Origin of the sequence: Niveibacterium umoris (assembly GCF_014197015.1) — a bacterium.
In the GTDB taxonomy this organism is placed as follows: domain Bacteria; phylum Pseudomonadota; class Gammaproteobacteria; order Burkholderiales; family Rhodocyclaceae; genus Niveibacterium; species Niveibacterium umoris.
This window is the reverse complement of record NZ_JACIET010000001.1, coordinates 225,658-242,278: the sequence shown is the minus strand read 5'-3', so window position 1 is coordinate 242,278 and position 16,621 is coordinate 225,658. Positions and strand designations below refer to the sequence as shown.

17 protein-coding genes are annotated in these 16,621 nt (G+C 62.0%); 4 read left to right on the top strand and 13 right to left on the bottom strand.

Going from position 1 to position 16,621, the window contains the following annotated elements:
- Positions 1–6: 6 nt before the first annotated feature.
- The 7 genes from acpP to GGR36_RS21765 form a co-directional block, all read right to left on the bottom strand.
- Positions 7–243 (bottom strand): acyl carrier protein, encoded by a 237-nt coding sequence (acpP, locus tag GGR36_RS01020; RefSeq protein WP_183630939.1) that lies wholly within the window; start codon positions 241–243, stop codon positions 7–9.
- Positions 244–351: 108 nt separating this feature from the next.
- Positions 352–1,098 carry a 3-oxoacyl-ACP reductase FabG gene (fabG, locus tag GGR36_RS01015; RefSeq protein ID WP_183630937.1) on the bottom strand — a complete coding sequence of 249 codons (747 nt, stop codon included), beginning with the start codon at positions 1,096–1,098 and terminating at the stop codon, positions 352–354.
- Positions 1,095–2,036, bottom strand: coding sequence for an ACP S-malonyltransferase (fabD, locus tag GGR36_RS01010; protein WP_183630935.1), 942 nt, complete (start codon positions 2,034–2,036; stop codon positions 1,095–1,097). Before fabD ends, fabG begins: the two co-directional genes overlap by 4 nt.
- Positions 2,037–2,054: 18 nt before the next feature.
- A complete protein-coding gene (locus GGR36_RS01005; protein ID WP_183630933.1) occupies positions 2,055–3,017 on the bottom strand; it encodes a beta-ketoacyl-ACP synthase III in 963 nt (320 codons plus the stop codon).
- Entirely contained in the window at positions 3,014–4,039 is a 1,026-nt protein-coding gene (gene plsX / locus GGR36_RS01000; protein WP_183630931.1) for a phosphate acyltransferase PlsX, read from the bottom strand. Before plsX ends, GGR36_RS01005 begins: the two co-directional genes overlap by 4 nt.
- Positions 4,040–4,114: 75 nt before the next feature.
- Positions 4,115–4,294, bottom strand: a complete 180-nt coding sequence (gene rpmF, locus GGR36_RS00995; RefSeq protein ID WP_183630929.1) for a 50S ribosomal protein L32 — start codon at positions 4,292–4,294, stop codon at positions 4,115–4,117.
- A 60-nt stretch (positions 4,295–4,354) separates the two neighbouring features.
- Positions 4,355–4,846, bottom strand: coding sequence for a YceD family protein (locus tag GGR36_RS21765; RefSeq protein ID WP_242533117.1), 492 nt, complete (start codon positions 4,844–4,846; stop codon positions 4,355–4,357).
- A 102-nt stretch (positions 4,847–4,948) separates the two neighbouring features.
- Between GGR36_RS21765 and GGR36_RS00985 the strand changes: the two genes are divergently transcribed.
- Both GGR36_RS00985 and GGR36_RS00980 read left to right on the top strand, forming a co-directional pair.
- Positions 4,949–5,527: a Maf family protein gene (locus GGR36_RS00985; protein ID WP_183634849.1), complete on the top strand. Its 579-nt coding sequence runs from the start codon at positions 4,949–4,951 to the stop codon at positions 5,525–5,527.
- Positions 5,527–6,240 carry an SAM-dependent methyltransferase gene (locus GGR36_RS00980; RefSeq protein WP_183630895.1) on the top strand — a complete coding sequence of 238 codons (714 nt, stop codon included), beginning with the start codon at positions 5,527–5,529 and terminating at the stop codon, positions 6,238–6,240. The genes GGR36_RS00985 and GGR36_RS00980 overlap by 1 nt, the downstream gene beginning before the upstream one ends.
- Before the next feature lie 36 nt (positions 6,241–6,276).
- Here the strand turns inward: GGR36_RS00980 and GGR36_RS00975 are convergent, their stop codons facing one another.
- The 4 genes from GGR36_RS00975 to GGR36_RS00960 are packed head-to-tail and all read right to left on the bottom strand — an operon-like array spanning position 6,277 to position 9,158.
- Positions 6,277–7,209: a S49 family peptidase gene (locus GGR36_RS00975; RefSeq protein WP_183630893.1), complete on the bottom strand. Its 933-nt coding sequence runs from the start codon at positions 7,207–7,209 to the stop codon at positions 6,277–6,279.
- On the bottom strand, positions 7,206–7,559 hold the full coding sequence (locus GGR36_RS00970; protein ID WP_183630892.1) for a Rieske (2Fe-2S) protein: 354 nt from the start codon (positions 7,557–7,559) through the stop codon (positions 7,206–7,208). The genes GGR36_RS00975 and GGR36_RS00970 overlap by 4 nt, the downstream gene beginning before the upstream one ends.
- Positions 7,538–8,197, bottom strand: a complete 660-nt coding sequence (locus tag GGR36_RS00965) for an HAD-IIIA family hydrolase (RefSeq protein ID WP_183630891.1) — start codon at positions 8,195–8,197, stop codon at positions 7,538–7,540. Before GGR36_RS00965 ends, GGR36_RS00970 begins: the two co-directional genes overlap by 22 nt.
- Entirely contained in the window at positions 8,190–9,158 is a 969-nt protein-coding gene (locus GGR36_RS00960; protein WP_183634848.1) for an RluA family pseudouridine synthase, read from the bottom strand. Before GGR36_RS00960 ends, GGR36_RS00965 begins: the two co-directional genes overlap by 8 nt.
- 479 nt (positions 9,159–9,637) lie before the next feature.
- Here GGR36_RS00960 and GGR36_RS00955 point away from each other — a divergent pair, with 479 nt between their 5' ends.
- Positions 9,638–12,625, top strand: coding sequence for an Rne/Rng family ribonuclease (locus tag GGR36_RS00955; protein ID WP_183630890.1), 2,988 nt, complete (start codon positions 9,638–9,640; stop codon positions 12,623–12,625).
- Positions 12,626–12,862: 237 nt separating this feature from the next.
- Positions 12,863–13,909 carry an ABC transporter substrate-binding protein gene (locus tag GGR36_RS00950; protein ID WP_221229470.1) on the top strand — a complete coding sequence of 349 codons (1,047 nt, stop codon included), beginning with the start codon at positions 12,863–12,865 and terminating at the stop codon, positions 13,907–13,909.
- A gap of 23 nt (positions 13,910–13,932) precedes the next feature.
- On the opposite strand, the gene GGR36_RS00945 is transcribed toward GGR36_RS00950, so the two are convergent.
- Both GGR36_RS00945 and uvrB read right to left on the bottom strand, forming a co-directional pair.
- Positions 13,933–14,397, bottom strand: a complete 465-nt coding sequence (locus tag GGR36_RS00945) for a low molecular weight protein-tyrosine-phosphatase (protein ID WP_183630888.1) — start codon at positions 14,395–14,397, stop codon at positions 13,933–13,935.
- 32 nt (positions 14,398–14,429) lie between these two features.
- Positions 14,430–16,460 carry an excinuclease ABC subunit UvrB gene (gene uvrB / locus GGR36_RS00940; protein WP_183634847.1) on the bottom strand — a complete coding sequence of 677 codons (2,031 nt, stop codon included), beginning with the start codon at positions 16,458–16,460 and terminating at the stop codon, positions 14,430–14,432.
- Positions 16,461–16,621: the final 161 nt, after the last annotated feature.

Sequence of the window (16,621 nt, the reverse complement as noted above, 5' to 3'; positions counted from 1 at the left end):
ATCTGATTACTTCTTGTTGGCAACGACGTAGTCGATTGCCTGCTGAACCGTGGTGATCTTCTCGGCCTCTTCGTCCGGAATCTCGACCTCGAATTCCTCTTCGAGCGCCATGACCAGTTCAACGGTATCCAGCGAGTCAGCGCCCAGATCATCCACGAAGGAAGACTCGTTCTTGATGTCAGCTTCGTTGACGCCGAGTTGCTCGGCAACGATCTTCTTGACGCGTTGTTCGATGTTCTCCATTGACACTACTCCTTCTCTATTTACGGGCGTAAAAACCGCCACATTTTATCAAAAAGTAACCACAAGAAACGGGCAAAAGCCCATCCTGCCTAGACACCTAATTGATGTTCAGGCCATATACATGCCACCGTTGGCATGTAGCGTAACTCCGGTAAGGTAACTGGCGGCCGGGGATGCCAGAAAGGCAACTGTCGCCGCAATTTCCTCCGGTCGCCCCAAACGGCCGAGCGCAATCTGTCCGAGCAAGGCATCCCGTTGCGCGTCGCCGAGCGACTTAGTCATGTCGGTATCGATGAACCCGGGTGCAACACAATTGACGGTGATATTGCGGCTACCCAATTCCCGTGCAAGCGCGCGGGTCATCCCCGCCACGCCGGCCTTCGCAGCGGCATAGTTGGCTTGACCTGCATTGCCGGACGACCCAACCACTGAGGTCACATTGACGATCCGACCATAGCGCGCCTTCATCATGGCACGCATCACCAACTTTGACATGCGGAACACCGCCTTGAGATTGGTGTCGAGCACCGCATCCCACTCGTCGTCCTTCATTCGCATCGCAATGTTGTCGCGAGTAATGCCGGCATTGTTTACTAGAATCGAAACCGCCCCGAACTCCTTCTCGATGGCACTGATCGTGGCTTCGCACTCTTCAGCGTTCGTCACATCGAGGCGCATTCCTGCACCGCGCACGCCCGCCTCGGCCAGGGCCGCGGAAATCGCAGCGGCGCCCGTATCCGAAGTCGCCGTGCCAACCACGACAGCACCTTGGCGCCCTAACTCCAGCAAGCTTGCCCGACCAATGCCTCGACTCGCGCCCGTTACGAGCGCAACCTGACCTTCAAGCAGCGTCATACAGCCACCCCATTCACCAGATCCAGAGCCTTTGCAAAGCTGTCGGCATCAAAAATGCCCAGCGCGTCGGGTCCGGCGCCGCAGCGCTTTACCAAGCCCATCAATACCTTGCCGGGGCCGCACTCGACAACATGACTCGATCCAAGCGACGCTATTTTCTGCACCGTTTCGATCCAGCGTACCGGCGAGTAAGCCTGACGCACGAGCGCGTCTTTGATTCGCGCGGGATCGGTCTCAATCGCGACGTCCACATTATTGACCACCGGGATTGCAGGCGTGCGAAATTCGATGACCTCCAGCGCAGATGCGAGACGCTCTGCCGCAGGACGCATCAGCGCACTATGAAACGGTGCGCTGACGGGCAAAGGCAGGGCTCGCTTTGCACCGAGCGCCTTGGCTGCGTCACACGCGCGCGCCACCGCACCAGCGTGACCTGCGATCACGATCTGATTGGGATCATTGAGATTGGCTGCGGCCACTTGCTCATCGCCAGCTGCTTGCGCACACGCTTGCGCCACGAGTTCCGGCGCCAGACCGAGAATGGCCGCCATGCCCCCGGTGCCCGCAGGCACTGCGTCCTGCATTGCCTGAGCGCGCAAGCGCACAAGAGGCACCGCTTGCTTGAGATCGAGTACACCCGACGCAACCAGTGCTGAGTACTCACCAAGACTGTGACCTGCAACAACCGCAGGGGCGGGCCCACCCGCAGCGCACCACGCGCGCCAGACTGCGACACCCGCCGTCAACATGAGGGGCTGGGTATTGACCGTCTGCGCGAGACGCTCAACCGGCCCTTCAGCGGCCATCGCCCAAAGGTCTTCCCCAAGCGCAGCCGAAGCTTCGTCGAATGTGGCACGGATAACGTCTGCCTGACCATACGGCGCCATCATGCCGACGGACTGAGATCCCTGCCCTGGAAACACAAATGCAAAATTCATTCTGACCCCGTGCAGTCCTTACATGCGCAGCAGCGCTGCGCCCCAAGTGAATCCGCCGCCAACACCCTGCAGCATCACGTTTTGGCCGGCCTTGACACGTCCATCACGCACAGCGGTATCAAGCGCAAGCGGCACTGAAGCGGCCGAGGTATTCCCGTGACGATCTACGGTGACGACGACTTTCTCGGTCGGCAACTGCAGTCGCTTTGCCGTCGCCTGGAGGATCCGGATATTGGCTTGATGCGGAATCAGCCAGTCGAGTTGCTCGGTGGTGAGGCCCGCTTGATCCAGCACCTCTTGCGCAACATCGCCCAGCACCCTGACGGCGAGCTTGAATACCGCCGCGCCATCCATGTGCACAAAGGGCGATCCCTCGACATGACCATTGCGGATGTTGCCAGGCACTTCGAGAATCTCGTGCTGGCTCCCGTCCGCGCGAAGGGCGGTGGCGAGAATGCCTGGCTGCTCTGAAGCCTCCAGCACCACAGCACCAGCGCCATCTCCAAACAAGACGCAGGTCCGCCGGTCCTCCCAATCAATGATCCGCGAGAAAACTTCGGCGCCGATCACCAAGGCGCGGCGATGCGATCCAGAACGAATGAATTTGTCTGCAATCGTCAGTGCGTAAACAAATCCGGAGCAGACCGCCTGCACGTCAAATGCAGGAAACCCGGATACACCCAGCGCCGCCTGCACCAAGCAAGCCGTGCTCGGAAACACCTTGTCCGGCGTCGACGTGGCAACGATGATGAGATCAACATCGGATGCCGCAAGCCCCGCCGCATCCAGCGCGCGCCGGGCAGCCTCGGCGCCAAGCATGCTGGAGGTGAGCCCCGATTCGGCAATATGGCGAAAGCGGATACCGGTGCGCTCGATGATCCAGCTATCCGACGTCTCGATTCCGCGAGCCACCAGTTCATCGTTCGAAACCGGATTCCCAGGCAAAACGCTGCCGGTACCCACTACGCGCGAATAAATCAAGGCGTAACTCCCTCTGCGGCTCGGTGCGCGGTCATCCGCTCAGCAATGCGTTCAACAACCTGATTCCGCGCTGCTTCGGCAGCACGTCGCAGTGCGTGTTCAAAAGCGAATGCGTCGGCCGAGCCATGGCTCTTGAACACTACGCCACGCAGGCCAAGCAACGCTGCACCGTTATAGCGGCGGTGATCAATTCTTTGTTTGAAGTGCTTGAGGACCGGCAGCGCCAGGAACGCAATCACCTTCGCGTACCAGTTCAGCGTGAACTCTTCACGGAGCGTCGTTGCCATGAACTGGGCAACGCCTTCGGAGGCTTTCAACGCAACGTTTCCGACGAAGCCATCGCACACGACGACATCAGTCGTCGCCTTGAAGATGTCATCGCCCTCAACGTTGCCGTAAAAGTTCAGCCCACTCGCCCGGAGCAATTCGGCCGCCTGTTTGACAACCTCATTGCCTTTGATCGCCTCTTCCCCGATGTTGAGCAATCCGACGGTCGGCCGCTCCTTATGCTCAAGCGCGGACACGAGCATGGATCCCATGATGCCGAATTGCAGCAAATGCTCGGCCGAGCAATCCACATTTGCCCCAAGATCCAGAACATAGGTCTGGCCCTTCAAGGCCGGCAGAATCGTTGCAATCGCGGGACGGTCAATGCCGTCAAGGGTCTTAAGCACAAAGCGCGCGATCGCCATCAGCGCGCCCGTGTTTCCCGCAGAGACGGCGGCATGCGCCTGATCAGTCTTGACCTGGTCAATCGCCACACGCAGGGACGAGTCCTTCTTGGATCGCAAAGCGGTGGCAGGCGCCTCGTGCATTTCGACGACTTGCGTCGCCGGCACGAATCGCACACGCCCAGAAAACTCAGAGGCTAGCTTTTTCGCCTCGGACTCGATGGCATCCGGGCGACCAACCAGCAGTACGCTGGCGTATGGATCATCGCGCAGGAACTGGCGGGCTGCTGGCAGTGTGACCGACGGGCCAAAGTCACCGCCCATACAGTCGATCGCGAGAGTTACCTGCATCGAAATGGGACTGGAGTGAATAGACGAACAAAAACGGCGCCAGGCACCCTGGCGCCGTCCGTTCGAATCAACTTCTTATTCGCCCTTGGCCTTCATGACCTTGCGGCCACGATAAATGCCGGACGGCGACACGTGGTGACGCAGATGCACTTCACCAGAGGTCGCTTCGACAGCGATTGCCGGGCCGGTCAGAAAATCGTGGGACCGATGCATACCGCGCTTCGACGGCGACTTCTTGTTCTGTTGAACAGCCATGTTGATGCTCCTTCGCTCAATTGTTCAAAAACCCGGCCCGTCTGACTTAGCAGAACGGGCTCAACTCTTCTTTCCGGCCCCGCGCAGGCTCGCCAGCGCGGCGAAGGGCGACGCGCTGTCGTCCCGTTCGCGGGGTTGCGGGGTATCACACACTTCATGTCGCGGCGAGATCGGCAGCGCGAGCAGCAACTCGTCTTCGATCAAAGCCAGCACATCAAGATTTCGCTCTGCTGCGATCGCGTCGAAGGAATCCTCCTCCAACTCGTCGTCCGGAATCACCTCACCCGGCGGCACCAGCAGGAAACGCACTTGAAGCGCCAGATCAAGAGCAAGCGACTGCAGGCAACGCTGACATTGCACGCGGGGCTGGGCCTCGATCGACACTTCAAGGAAGTGATCATCACCGACCACAACCCCAAACACTTCGAACTTGACCGAACCCTCACGATCGACCAACTCGTCGGCCAACCGCGACAACGCCTTCAGCTCGACACTTCCCTGCAGACGCTCGCCGCGCTGAGCAAATTCAAGCGGATCGGCAATGAGCGTCATGAAGAAGTCGTCCAGCTATTGCGACATAAACGTGCAATGATATTATCGTTCCCCTTCCCTGTCAAAGGCGACGTGCCGTGCAGCAACCGTCCGCCAGCCCCGATGCGCAAAATCATCCTCGCCTCCACGTCTCGCTATCGGCGAGAACTGCTGGAAAAACTGGGCCTGCCGTTTGAAACGGACAAACCAGAGACCGACGAATCCCCGCTACCCAGAGAAGCGCCGGCAAGCACCGCCATTCGTCTGGCGGAAGAGAAGGCGCGCGCAGTGTCCTCGCGACACCCCGATGCATTGATCATCGGCTCAGACCAGGTCGCCAGTGTTGGCGACGAACGCTTCGGGAAACCGGGTACCGCCGAACGCGCACAAGCCCAACTGCGGCAGATGAGCGGAAGATCGATCACGTTCCACACTGCCGTCTGTTTGCTGGACACTCAAAGCGACAAGGCAACGACACTCTGTGTACCGACCGAAGTCGGATTCAGGACCCTCAGCGACGATGAGATCGAACGCTACGTGGGTCGCGAAATGCCGCTCGACTGTGCGGGCAGCGCGAAGTCCGAGGGCCTCGGAATTGCGCTGCTTGAGCATATCCGGGGTGACGACCCGAATGCGCTGGTCGGATTGCCACTGATCGCGCTGAGCAGGCTGTTGCGCGACGCGGGCGTTCAGGTCGTCTGATGCACGGCCGGCTGATTCTGATTCCTGTGGGGCTTGGACCAGCGGATTCCGCCCACCTCCACCCCCCCGGTGCGCTCGAAACAACGCGGCGCATCACGCATTTCGTGGTCGAGAACGCCAAAACGGCACGCGTGGACCTGAAACGCCTGGAACACCCGACGCCGCTCCAGCAACTGTCCATCGCGGAGTTACCCAAACACGCGACGGGCAATTCGTTGGAGTCGCTGCTGGCGCCCGCCCTGCAGGGGCACGACATCGGCCTGATGTCCGAGGCCGGTTGCCCCGCAGTGGCGGATCCGGGCGCGGCGCTCGTTGAAGCGGCGCACAAGCACGGCATCCGAGTCGTTCCGATGGTCGGTCCGTCATCCCTGCTTCTAGGCTTGATGGCTTCCGGGCTGAACGGACAAAGCTTTGCGTTTCACGGCTACCTGCCTATCAAGGAAGCCGAGCGGCAGGCAGCACTGAAGGATCTGGAGAAAGAATCGCGCAAGTTCCGCCGAACGCAGATCTTCATTGAAACGCCCTACCGGAACGAAGCAATGTTCGCGGCGCTGCTTGCCAGCCTCGCACCCAATACGCGCCTGTGTGTCGCGCGCGAAGTCACAACCGCAGGCGAATGGATCGAAACCCGGCGCGTCTCGGAGTGGAAACACCGCTCGCCGCCAGAACTTGATCGTCGCCCCACGGTGTTCCTGTTGCTGGCCGACAGCTGACCAACGGCCCACCACCGCCTGTCAGCGGCGCCAAGATCAGCGGTAGCGCGTCTCAGCCAATCCGCTGGACAGTGCCTCTGCAGCCACAGCACCAAAGCGTCGCGCAAAGCGCTCGAATGCCGGCTCACGCTCGGTATAGTCGCGCAGCTTTTCCGCCTTGATCACGTCGCGCGCCACCGAAGTGACGGTGCCAGTAGCGTCCGCGAGCCCGAGTTCGATGCTCTTCGCGCCGGTCCAGACCAGCCCGGAAAACATCTCGGGCGTTTCCTTCAGACGCTTGCCGCGTCCCTTGCGAACGGCGTCGATAAACTGAGCGTGGATTTCCTGCAGCATCGAATTCGCGTGCTCAACGTGTTTGGGCACGGAAGGCGAGAATGGATCAAGAAACGCCTTGTTGTCGCCAGCGGTATACACGCGCCGTTCGACGCCGAATTTCTGCATCGCTTCGGTGAAGCCGAAGCCATCCATGATCACGCCGATCGAGCCAACCAGACTGGCCTTGTCGACATAAATCCTGTCGGCCGCCGCCGCGACGTAGTAACCGCCGGACGCACACAACTCCTCGACGACCGCGTACACCGGCAGCGACGGCTTGCCCGCCTTGAGCCGGCGAATCTCATCGTAGATCGCTCCGGCCTGCACCGGGCTCCCGCCCGGGCTGTTGATCTTGAGAACTACGCCTTTGACGGCATCGCTCTTGAACGCCTCGCGCAACGCGGAATTCACCCTTGCAGCGCTTGCCGGGTTGTTTGCCGCGATAACGCCATCCAGCTCGATGACTGCGGTGTGCGGGTGTCCGTCGACACCGTCCGGGCTGCGGCCCGACCACATGATCCACAAAAACACGCCAAAGTAGGCGACACCGAGGAACTTGAAGAAGATGCCCCAGCGTCGGCGCCGACGCTGCTCCTTGAGTGCCTCGGTCGCCAGATCTTCGACCAGCTTTCGTTCCCAGTTAAGTTCGCTCATTCACCCTGCTCGATGAGAAATACGTTTCCGTCGCGCTCGACGACTTCAAGTTGAGGCAATCGACCTCCACGACAAGGCCCTGCAAGGCAGTAACCGCCTGCCGGGTCGTAGAGGGCGCCATGCGTGGCGCAGATCAAGTATAGGCCGCTGTCGTCGAAGAATTTGCCCGGCTGCCAGTCCAGCTCCACCGGGACATGCGCGCAGCGGTTTACATAGGCGCGGACCTGGCCGCGGTAACGAACCACGAACCCGGTGCGGTCGCCCCACGCGGTTTCGATCGGAAAGCGCACGCCGTCGCCCCCCTCCAGCACCGCGTCGCTGGCGCAGATCAGGCGTTCGCTGCCAGCCATTCGCCAAGCTCCGCGACCGAATGCAGCAGGGCCAGCGGCGCCGCAGCTACAAGTTGTTCTGCCGGGTGCGCGCCATAGCTGACTCCCAAAGCCGCCGTGCCGGCGTTCTGCGCCATCTGCAAATCGTGCGTCGTATCCCCCACCATCAGCACACGAGCGGCCGGCACCGCAAATTCATCCATTAGCTCAAGCAACATGGCGGGATGCGGCTTGGAGTGGGTTTCGTCCGCTGTACGGGAGCCCTGGAATAGCGGACCGATACCGGTCGACGCCAGCGCCCGATCCAAGCCAGCTCGACTCTTCCCGGTTGCAATGGCAAGCATGTAACCCGCAGCCCGCAGTTGGCTGACCAGTTCCTCTGCACCGTCGAACAGCACCAATTGCCCGTCGCGGGCGAAGTAGTGGTAGCGATAACGTTCCACCATGCGCGGGTAGTCCGCCGGGTCGAGTTCCGGCACCGCCGTGTGCAAAGCATCGCTCAGACCCAACCCGATCACATGGCTCGCCGCTTCGCGCGTGGGCACCGGCAGACCCAGATCCGCGCAAGCCGCCTGAATCGCACTGACGATGGACGCCGTTGAATCCATCAGGGTGCCGTCCCAGTCAAAAACGATCAGGTCAAAACGGCGCTCAGCCATAGTTGCGCGCCTCGCTGGCGTCCAGATGGGCCACGAACTGCGCCAGTTCGTCGGGAAGCGGCGCAGCAAGCTCAAGCGGCTCGCCGCTCACCGGGTGCGGCACGACAAGACTGGCTGCGTGCAGGAACATCCGCTTCAGACCTTCTTTCTGCAACGCCTTGTTCAAGGCGAAATCTCCGTACTTGTCATCGCCTGCCAGCGGAAAACCCAGATGCGTCAGATGGACGCGGATCTGATGGGTGCGGCCGGTCTTGATCTGCACCTCGACCAGACTGAATCGCTCCCAGCGCGCAACGAGTCGGACGATGCTGTGCGACGCCTTGCCATCCTTGTCGACCGCCACGCGACGTTCGCCGTCTTCGGTCAGGTACTTGGTCAACGCGAGCTTGATGTGCTGAACCGGATTGGGCCACTTGCCCGACACCAGAGCCAGGTATCGTTTATCGAGGCCGCCCTCGCGCAGCACATCGTGCAATCGGCTCAGCGCCGCACGCTTCTTGCCGATCAGAAGGATTCCGGAGGTCTCGCGATCCAGGCGATGCGCCAGCTCGAGAAAACGCTGCTCCGGCCGTTGCTGCCGTAACTGTTCAATCACCCCGAAGCTGATGCCGCTGCCGCCATGCACCGCCGTTCCTGCCGGTTTGTTGATTGCCAGCAGCGCATCGTCTTCGAACAGGACCGGAAATTCACGACCGGGCACAGCCGACTTGTCAGCCTTCTCCGCCAGTCGCAGCGGTGGAATGCGAACTTCGTCGCCGAGCGCCAGCCGATAGGTCTGATCGATCCGCCCCTTGTTCACCCTCACTTCGCCACTGCGAAGAATCCTGTAGATCAGGCTTTTGGGTGCGCCCTTGCAGACCCGGATGAGGAAGTTGTCGATCCTTTGGCCAGCGTCATGCTCATCGATGACGAGGCGCTGGACGGCAGGAGGGGCGGACGGGGTTTTGCCTTGCAACACCATGTTGAATATACTGCTTGGGTTCGTCCGGTACGTCTGGCTCGGACCGCGCTTCGCAGAATGCATGCGCGGGACGGTCGGCGATGAGCTCAGCTCCCGGCAGAACGCCAAGCCAACCGTCGCTGGAGCACAAAAGCTCGCGATGGTACCCAAAAAACACTTGACCACATAGTTGGCGCGCAACTCGCAGAATGCGATGCCCTGCATCACCGGCAGTTTCTTGCCGGACTTTCAGGGCCTCCTGTACGAACCCCGTGACTCTCGTTGATCCGAACTATCGAATGACTTTGCGCCAGACCTCTCCATGCCGCATCGCCTGCTCCGACCGGGAGTCGGGCTCGTGCTGGGCGTCGAGCGCACCAGATCCGTTCGGTCGCGAACATTCCGCCCGTGGGGCGGGAGGATTCGCCACCTGAAGTCGGCGTACGCACCCCAAGGTGCGAGGTTCGTTCTGCCCGCTGGCGCGCGGGAGAACAATAGAAATGAAGCGCATGCTTTTCAATGCGACGCAGGCCGAAGAACTGCGCGTCGCGATCGTAGATGGTCAGAAACTGATCGATCTCGATATCGAATCGGCCTCGAAAGAACAACGCAAGAGCAACATTTACAAGGGCGTTGTCACGCGCGTCGAGCCCAGCCTCGAAGCCGCGTTCATCGACTACGGCGCTGAGCGCCACGGCTTCCTGCCGTTCAAGGAAATCTCGCGCATCTACTTCAAGGAAGGTGTCGAGGCTTCGCGCGCCCGTATCCAGGACGCCATCAAGGAAGGCCAGGAACTGATCGTCCAGGTTGAGAAGGACGAACGTGGCAACAAGGGCGCTGCCCTCACCACCTTCATCTCGCTCGCCGGTCGTTATCTCGTCCTGATGCCGAATAATCCGCGTGGTGGCGGTGTCTCGCGCCGGGTAGAAGGCGACGACCGCGCCGAACTCCGCGAGGCGCTCGATCAGCTGGACGTCCCGCAGGGCATGAGCATGATCGCCCGTACGGCGGCGATCGGACGCGCAGCGGAAGAACTGCAGTGGGACCTGAACTATCTCGCCCAGCTCTGGAAAGCCATCGAAGGCGCGTCCAAGGAGCAAAGCGGCGCCTACCTGATTTATCAGGAAGGCAGCTTGGTGATCCGGGCGATCCGCGACTACTTCTCGTCGGACATCGGCGAAATCCTGATCGACACCGACGACGTGTACGAACAGGCCAAGCAGTTCATGGCCCACGTCATGCCGGCCAACGTGCATCGCGTGAAGCGCTACCGCGACGATGTGCCGCTGTTTTCGCGCTTCCAGATCGAGCACCAGATCGAATCGGCTTACTCACGCCAAGTGAACCTGCCCTCGGGCGGCGCCGTGGTGATCGACCACACTGAAGCGTTGGTGGCGGTTGACGTGAACTCCGGTCGCGCTACCCGCGGCGCGGACATCGAAGAGACCGCACTGAAGACCAACCTCGAAGCCGCCGACGAAGTGGCCCGCCAGTTGCGCCTGCGCGACCTGGGCGGCCTGATCGTCATCGACTTCATCGACATGGAAAACCCGAAGAGCCAGCGCGAGGTGGAAAACCGCCTGCGCGATGCCCTTCGCCATGACCGCGCCCGTGTTCAGACCGGCAAGATCAGCCGCTTCGGCCTGTTGGAGCTCTCGCGTCAGCGCCTGCGCCCGGCGCTTGCCGAGACCAGCTACATCACCTGCCCCCGCTGTACCGGCACCGGCCATATCCGCTCGACCGAATCGGCTGCGCTGCACATCCTGCGCATCCTCGAAGAAGAGGCGATGAAGGAAAACACCGGCGCCCTGCACTGCCAGGTCCCAGTCGATGTCGCGACCTTCCTGCTCAACGAAAAGCGGGTGGATATCGCGAAGATCGAGTTGCGCCACAAGGTCAACCTGCTGCTGATCCCGAACCGCCATCTGGAAACACCGGCCCACGAGATCATCCGCCTGCGTCACGACCAGCTCAATTCGGAAGAACTGAACCTGCCCAGCTACAAGATGGCGCAGATGCCGGCCGATGCGACCTACGAGCCGCCATCGGCCAATACCGAAGGCAAACCCGCACGCCAGGAAGCGGCGATTCGTTCCTTCACGCCGGATCAGCCTGCGCCGGTCATCGAACCCAAACCGGTCGCCCCGGTCGCCGCGGCACCCGCCGCCCCAGCCGGCCCTGGTTTCTTCCAGCGCGTCATGAACTGGCTGCGCGGCGGCGACGCAAACGAAGCCGCACCCGCCGCGACACCCGCGCCCGAAGCAAAGAGTGCGGGCCGCGAGCCTCGTCGCAACGACCGCAATCGCGGCGAACGCGGCGCCCGTGGCAATCGGGAAGAGCGCGGCAATCGCGAAGAACGCAATCGCGACGGCCAGAAGGGTCGTGACGACCAGCGCAACCGCAACGAGTCGCGCGCGGAAGGCAAGAACCGCGACCGTCAACCGCAGAAGACCGAAACGACGATCGAGCCGCAGGTCAAACCCCAGCGGGATGGCGCCGAACGCGGTCGGCGCGATGAAGCGCGCGCAGAACGCCAGGAGAAGCGCGAGGCGCAGCCGCAGGAACGCCGCGAGCGCCAGCCGCGCGAGCCGCGTCAGCCGAAGCAGGTTGCGCCGGAAGTCGAGAATGTGGACGTCGCGGTTGAGACGCTTGCGGAGTCGAACGTCCCGGCAGTCGATACTGCTGCAAGCCAGTCTGGCGAAGACACCGGCAGCCGCCGCCGCAATCGTCGTGGGCGCCGCGGAGGCGAGCGTCGCAACGGCGAAGCTGGCGCGAACAACGTGACCGAAGCGGGCGTGGCAGCGCCGGTCGAAATCGTCTTCTACCCGACGCCGGAAGCAGCAGCCGCCGCCGCAGAAGCCAAAGCCGCCGAAGACGCAGCGCGCCGTGCAGCCGCCAAGGCTCGCCGCGCAGAGCGCGACGCCGAACGCCAAGCCAATCGCGAACGCCGTCAGCGTCAGGCGCCGGTCGAAACGGTCTTCTATCCGACGCCCGAGGCAGCAGCAGCGGCCGCAGCCGAAGCATCCAGTGCTGCGGTCCAAGCAGCGTCGGAGCCGGTCGCGGAAGTGACCGCCGCTTCGCCAGTGCTCGAATCACGCGCCGCGCCAGAAGCACGGGTAGCTGAGCAAGCCTCCGATGCTCAGGAAACTGCAGTCAGCGAATCACATGCGCCGGCTGCGCCTGCCGCTGATGCGCAAGAAGCGTCACCCGCGAGCGCCGCGACGGTGGCCCCGGCAGAGGAACCGCTCGTCGTGCGCGCCGCGGCTGCGCGTGGCCAGGCTCAGCTTCCCTTCGATCTGGCGGCGCTGATCGACAGCAACGATCTGGTCATGATCGAAACGCGTTCGACCAGCAGTGCGCCGACACTCCCAAGCGTCGAAGTATCCGAGCAACAGGCTGCATCGCCGCGTCGCCGTCGTCAGCCGCGCACGCCGACGCAGGTGCCGGCTGAAGAGTCTCTGCAACAGGTCGAAACCCGTCGCCCGTAATTGCAGGTCATTGCTGTAAATGAAGAAGCCGCGCCGCCCGCGCGGCTTCTTTGTTTTGGCCGCCAGCTAAAAAGCAGCAGAAAGGGCGGCTTTGTAAAAATCTCACAATGATCCATTGGCACTATCGCATTTTGCGATTTTGTGACGACATGCCTCATGGATCGACGCCGTTTTCTTTTCAGCACCACCGCTCCGCTCCTGCTGAGTTCCTTGCCTTCCGTCGCCCGTGCGGCAAACGTGCCCCCCCCGATCATCGTCGGACAGACCTGCGCCTTGTCCGGCCCCACCCAGGACATCGGCCGGGACTATTTCACCGGTGCGAAGCTCTGCTTTGACGCGACCAACGCAGCCGGCGGCATCAACGGCAGGCCAGTCAAGTTCCTGTCGCTGGACGATGGTGGCGACGCCGCGCGTGCCGAAGCCAACGCCGAAAAACTGCTGGACTCGGAACGCGCGGATGTCCTGTTCGGACTGACCGGAGACGCTTCGGTGGCTCGCGTCATCAAGAGCAAGGCCTTTTCGCGTTCAGACCGCGCCCTGTTCGCCCCGATGAGCGGCATGGATGTCGGCCACGAACGGGTGTTCTATCTGCGCGCAACCTATGGTGAAGAACTTGCGATGATCCTGACGCAGTTCCACGGCATCGGAATGAAGTCAGTGATGATCGCGCACACGCAGAGCGAAACCAGCCGTGCCGGTCTGGACGCGGCACAGGCGCTGCTCAAGGCGCGCAATCTGCAGCCCGCCGCCTTGGTGCCGCTGGCGGACGATGCCCGCAATGCCGCTTCGGTGGCCGCCGAAGTGGCGCGTCGCGCGCCGCAGGCCCTGGTTGTTCTCGCCGACACGATCCCGATGGCAATGCTGACGCGTGAAATGCGCGCACGCAATCCGGGTGTCTTCATCTGTGCATTGTCGAACGTGAACCAGGTTGTACTGCGCCAACTGCTGCCGCCGGAAGTCGTATCCGGCGTGGTGGTGTCTCGCGTCGTGCCGGAGCCCAACAAGACAACCACGCCCGTGGTTCGTGAATTCGTCAAGACGCTGGAGCGTTACCTCGACGAAGCCCCTTCGGCCAGCAGCCTGGAAGGCTACCTTTCAGCCCGTGCGCTGGTTGCAACGCTGAAGAAAAACAGCGATCCGCGCGCCACCACGCTGGCCGCTTCGCTCCGTTCGCTGGACGGATTCGACTTCGGTGGCTGGCAACTCTCCGCGCGCGAACATAACCGCTGGTCGCACTACGCCGATACCTCGGTCATGTCCAAGAATGGCGGCACGCTGAGCTAAGCCGGCGCGGCGCGATCCACCGCTCACATGCCCTGTTTGCGCAGTGCGGCAAACAGGGCATTGACGCCGTCCTCGCAAAGATCGAGGACATGTTCAAAACCAGCTTCGCCGCCGTAGTAGGGGTCAGGCACCTCGGTCTTCGGGCCGGGCAGATAATCCAGAAACAGATGAACACGGTCGGCGAATTCTGGCGGGCACATGCGCTGCATCTGCTGCAGGTGCCCCCGGTCCATCGCCAGCAGCAGGTCGAACAACCCGAAGTCGGCGGCGATCAACTTGCGCGCGCGCAGCTTCGACAGGTCGTAACCGCGTTTGCGCGCAACGCGCTGCGCACGTGGATCGGGCGGCTCGCCGACGTGGTAGCCCTGCGTTCCGGCCGAATCCACCTCGATCGGCAGCCCATGCTGCGCGACCAGATGGCGCGCAACGCCCTCAGCGGTAGGCGAGCGGCAGATGTTTCCCGTGCAGACAAAAAGTACGCGCTTCATGCTTGGTTGTTCTCTGGCTGAGCTTGTTCAGTTCATGGGGAATCGTGCTGATCCGCACCGAACGCGCGCTGGCGCAAGCGGAACAGTTCGTCACGTGCCGCCGCGGCTTTCTCGAACTCCAGGTTCCGCGCGTGCTCGAGCATCTCATTCTCGAGTTTCTTGATGGCCTTCGCGAGCGCCTTTTCGTCCATCACCGCATAGTCGGCGGAAGCCTCGGCGGCTTTCAGGATCTTGCCACTCTCATCCTCGTGGTACACGCCGTCGATGATGTCCTTGATGCGTTTGTGCACCGACTTCGGCACGATGCCGTGCGCCTCGTTGTAGGCGATCTGTTTGGCGCGGCGCCGTTCGGTCTCGCCGATGGCCGCTTTCATCGAATCGGTCACGCGGTCGGCGTACAGGATCGCGGTACCGTGCAAATGACGGGCGGCGCGGCCGATTGTCTGGATCAGACTGCGCACGGAGCGCAGGAAGCCTTCCTTGTCCGCATCAAGAATCGCCACCAGCGACACTTCCGGAATATCCAGCCCCTCACGCAGCAGGTTGATGCCGATCAGCACATCAAACTCGCCCAGGCGCAGGTCGCGGATGATTTCGACGCGCTCGACGGTGTCGATATCCGAATGCAGGTAGCGCACGCGGATGCCGTTCTCGCTCAGGTAATCGGTCAGTTCTTCGGCAAGCCGCTTCGTCAGTACCGTCACCAGCACCCGCTCCTCAACTGCGGTGCGCTTGCGGATTTCGGTCAGCAGGTCGTCGACTTGCGTGATCGCCGGGCGTACTTCGATGACCGGGTCCACCAACCCGGTCGGCCGTACCACCTGCTCCACCACCTGGCCTTGGTGCTGCTCCTCATACGCCGCGGGGGTCGCCGACACGAAGATGGACTGGGGCATGAGCCGCTCGAACTCATCGAACTTCAGCGGCCGGTTATCCACGGCTGAGGGCAGCCGGAAGCCGTAACCGACGAGGTTTTCCTTGCGCGCCCGGTCGCCCTTGAACATGGCGCCCACCTGCGGAATCGCGACATGTGATTCGTCGATGAACATCAGCGCATCGCGCGGCAGGTAATCGATCAAGGTCGGCGGCGGCTCACCCGGCGCGCGGCCCGAGAGGTGCCGGGAGTAGTTCTCGATCCCCTTGCAGAAACCGACCTCGGTCAGCATTTCCAGATCGAAACGGGTGCGTTGCTCGATCCGCTGCGCCTCGACCAGCTTGTGTTCCCGCACGTAGAAGTCGATGCGCTCCCGAAGCTCTTCCTTGATGCCCTCGATGGCTTTCAGCACCGTCGCACGTGGCGTCACGTAATGGCTGGACGGAAACACGGTGAAACGCCCGAGCTTCTGCTTCAGATGCCCGGTCAGCGGGTCGAAAAGCGTGATGTGTTCGATCTCGTCATCGAAGAGCTCCAGCCGCACCGCCATTTCGGCATTCTCGGCCGGGAAGATATCGATGACGTCACCGCGCACGCGGAAGGTGCCACGCTTGAAATCGAGATCGGAGCGGGTGTACTGCATGCCGACCAAACGCTGCACCACGTCGCGCTGCGGCATCTTCTCGCCCTCGCGCAGGTGCAGGATCATCGAGTGGTAATCCACCGGGTCGCCGATACCGTAGATGCAGGACACGGTCGCGACGATCACCACATCGCGACGCTCCAGCAGGCTCTTGGTCGCCGACAGCCGCATCTGCTCGATGTGCTCGTTGATCGCCGAATCCTTCTCGATGAAGAGGTCGCGGCTGGGCACATAGGCTTCCGGCTGGTAGTAGTCGTAGTACGAGACAAAGTACTCGACCGCGTTCTCCGGGAAGAACTCGCGGAACTCGGCATAGAGCTGGGCCGCCAGCGTCTTGTTCGGCGCCAGCACCAGCGCGGGTTTGCCGGTGCGCGCGATGACGTTGGCCATCGTGTAGGTCTTGCCCGAGCCGGTGACGCCGAGCAGGGTCTGGTACATCAGGCCATCTTCAACGCCCTCGACCAGTTTGCTGATCGCCGTAGGCTGATCGCCGGCCGGCTCGAACGGCTGATGCAGACGGAACGGACTACCAGGGAATTCAACGATCACAAGGGCGCTCCGGGAAACAGGCCGAACCTTGGATTGTATGCCGCTCTGCAAGTTCGCCGCCGCCTCGTTTCGTCTGGCCGGGCACTGACACGCCCATCCGTTTACAATCCCGCCCCTGAATTGACTTACCGACGCGCCACGAGCGCATAGGACCACGA

What these genes read in the sequence shown, in the direction of transcription:
- GGR36_RS00960 (WP_183634848.1), bottom strand. Translation starts at nt 9,158, where the DNA reads ATGGTGTTGCAAGGCAAAACCCCGTCCGCCCCTCCTGCCGTCCAGCGC.
- GGR36_RS00945 (WP_183630888.1), bottom strand. Translation starts at nt 14,397, where the DNA reads ATGAAGCGCGTACTTTTTGTCTGCACGGGAAACATCTGCCGCTCGCCT.
- GGR36_RS00975 (WP_183630893.1), bottom strand. Translation starts at nt 7,209, where the DNA reads ATGAGCGAACTTAACTGGGAACGAAAGCTGGTCGAAGATCTGGCGACC.
- GGR36_RS00985 (WP_183634849.1), top strand. Translation starts at nt 4,949, where the DNA reads ATGCGCAAAATCATCCTCGCCTCCACGTCTCGCTATCGGCGAGAACTG.
- GGR36_RS00955 (WP_183630890.1), top strand. Translation starts at nt 9,638, where the DNA reads ATGAAGCGCATGCTTTTCAATGCGACGCAGGCCGAAGAACTGCGCGTC.
- fabD (WP_183630935.1), bottom strand. Translation starts at nt 2,036, where the DNA reads ATGAATTTTGCATTTGTGTTTCCAGGGCAGGGATCTCAGTCCGTCGGC.
- rpmF (WP_183630929.1), bottom strand. Translation starts at nt 4,294, where the DNA reads ATGGCTGTTCAACAGAACAAGAAGTCGCCGTCGAAGCGCGGTATGCAT.
- GGR36_RS00970 (WP_183630892.1), bottom strand. Translation starts at nt 7,559, where the DNA reads ATGGCTGGCAGCGAACGCCTGATCTGCGCCAGCGACGCGGTGCTGGAG.
- acpP (WP_183630939.1), bottom strand. Translation starts at nt 243, where the DNA reads ATGGAGAACATCGAACAACGCGTCAAGAAGATCGTTGCCGAGCAACTC.
- GGR36_RS21765 (WP_242533117.1), bottom strand. Translation starts at nt 4,846, where the DNA reads ATGACGCTCATTGCCGATCCGCTTGAATTTGCTCAGCGCGGCGAGCGT.
- GGR36_RS00965 (WP_183630891.1), bottom strand. Translation starts at nt 8,197, where the DNA reads ATGGCTGAGCGCCGTTTTGACCTGATCGTTTTTGACTGGGACGGCACC.
- GGR36_RS00980 (WP_183630895.1), top strand. Translation starts at nt 5,527, where the DNA reads ATGCACGGCCGGCTGATTCTGATTCCTGTGGGGCTTGGACCAGCGGAT.
- fabG (WP_183630937.1), bottom strand. Translation starts at nt 1,098, where the DNA reads ATGACGCTGCTTGAAGGTCAGGTTGCGCTCGTAACGGGCGCGAGTCGA.
- plsX (WP_183630931.1), bottom strand. Translation starts at nt 4,039, where the DNA reads ATGCAGGTAACTCTCGCGATCGACTGTATGGGCGGTGACTTTGGCCCG.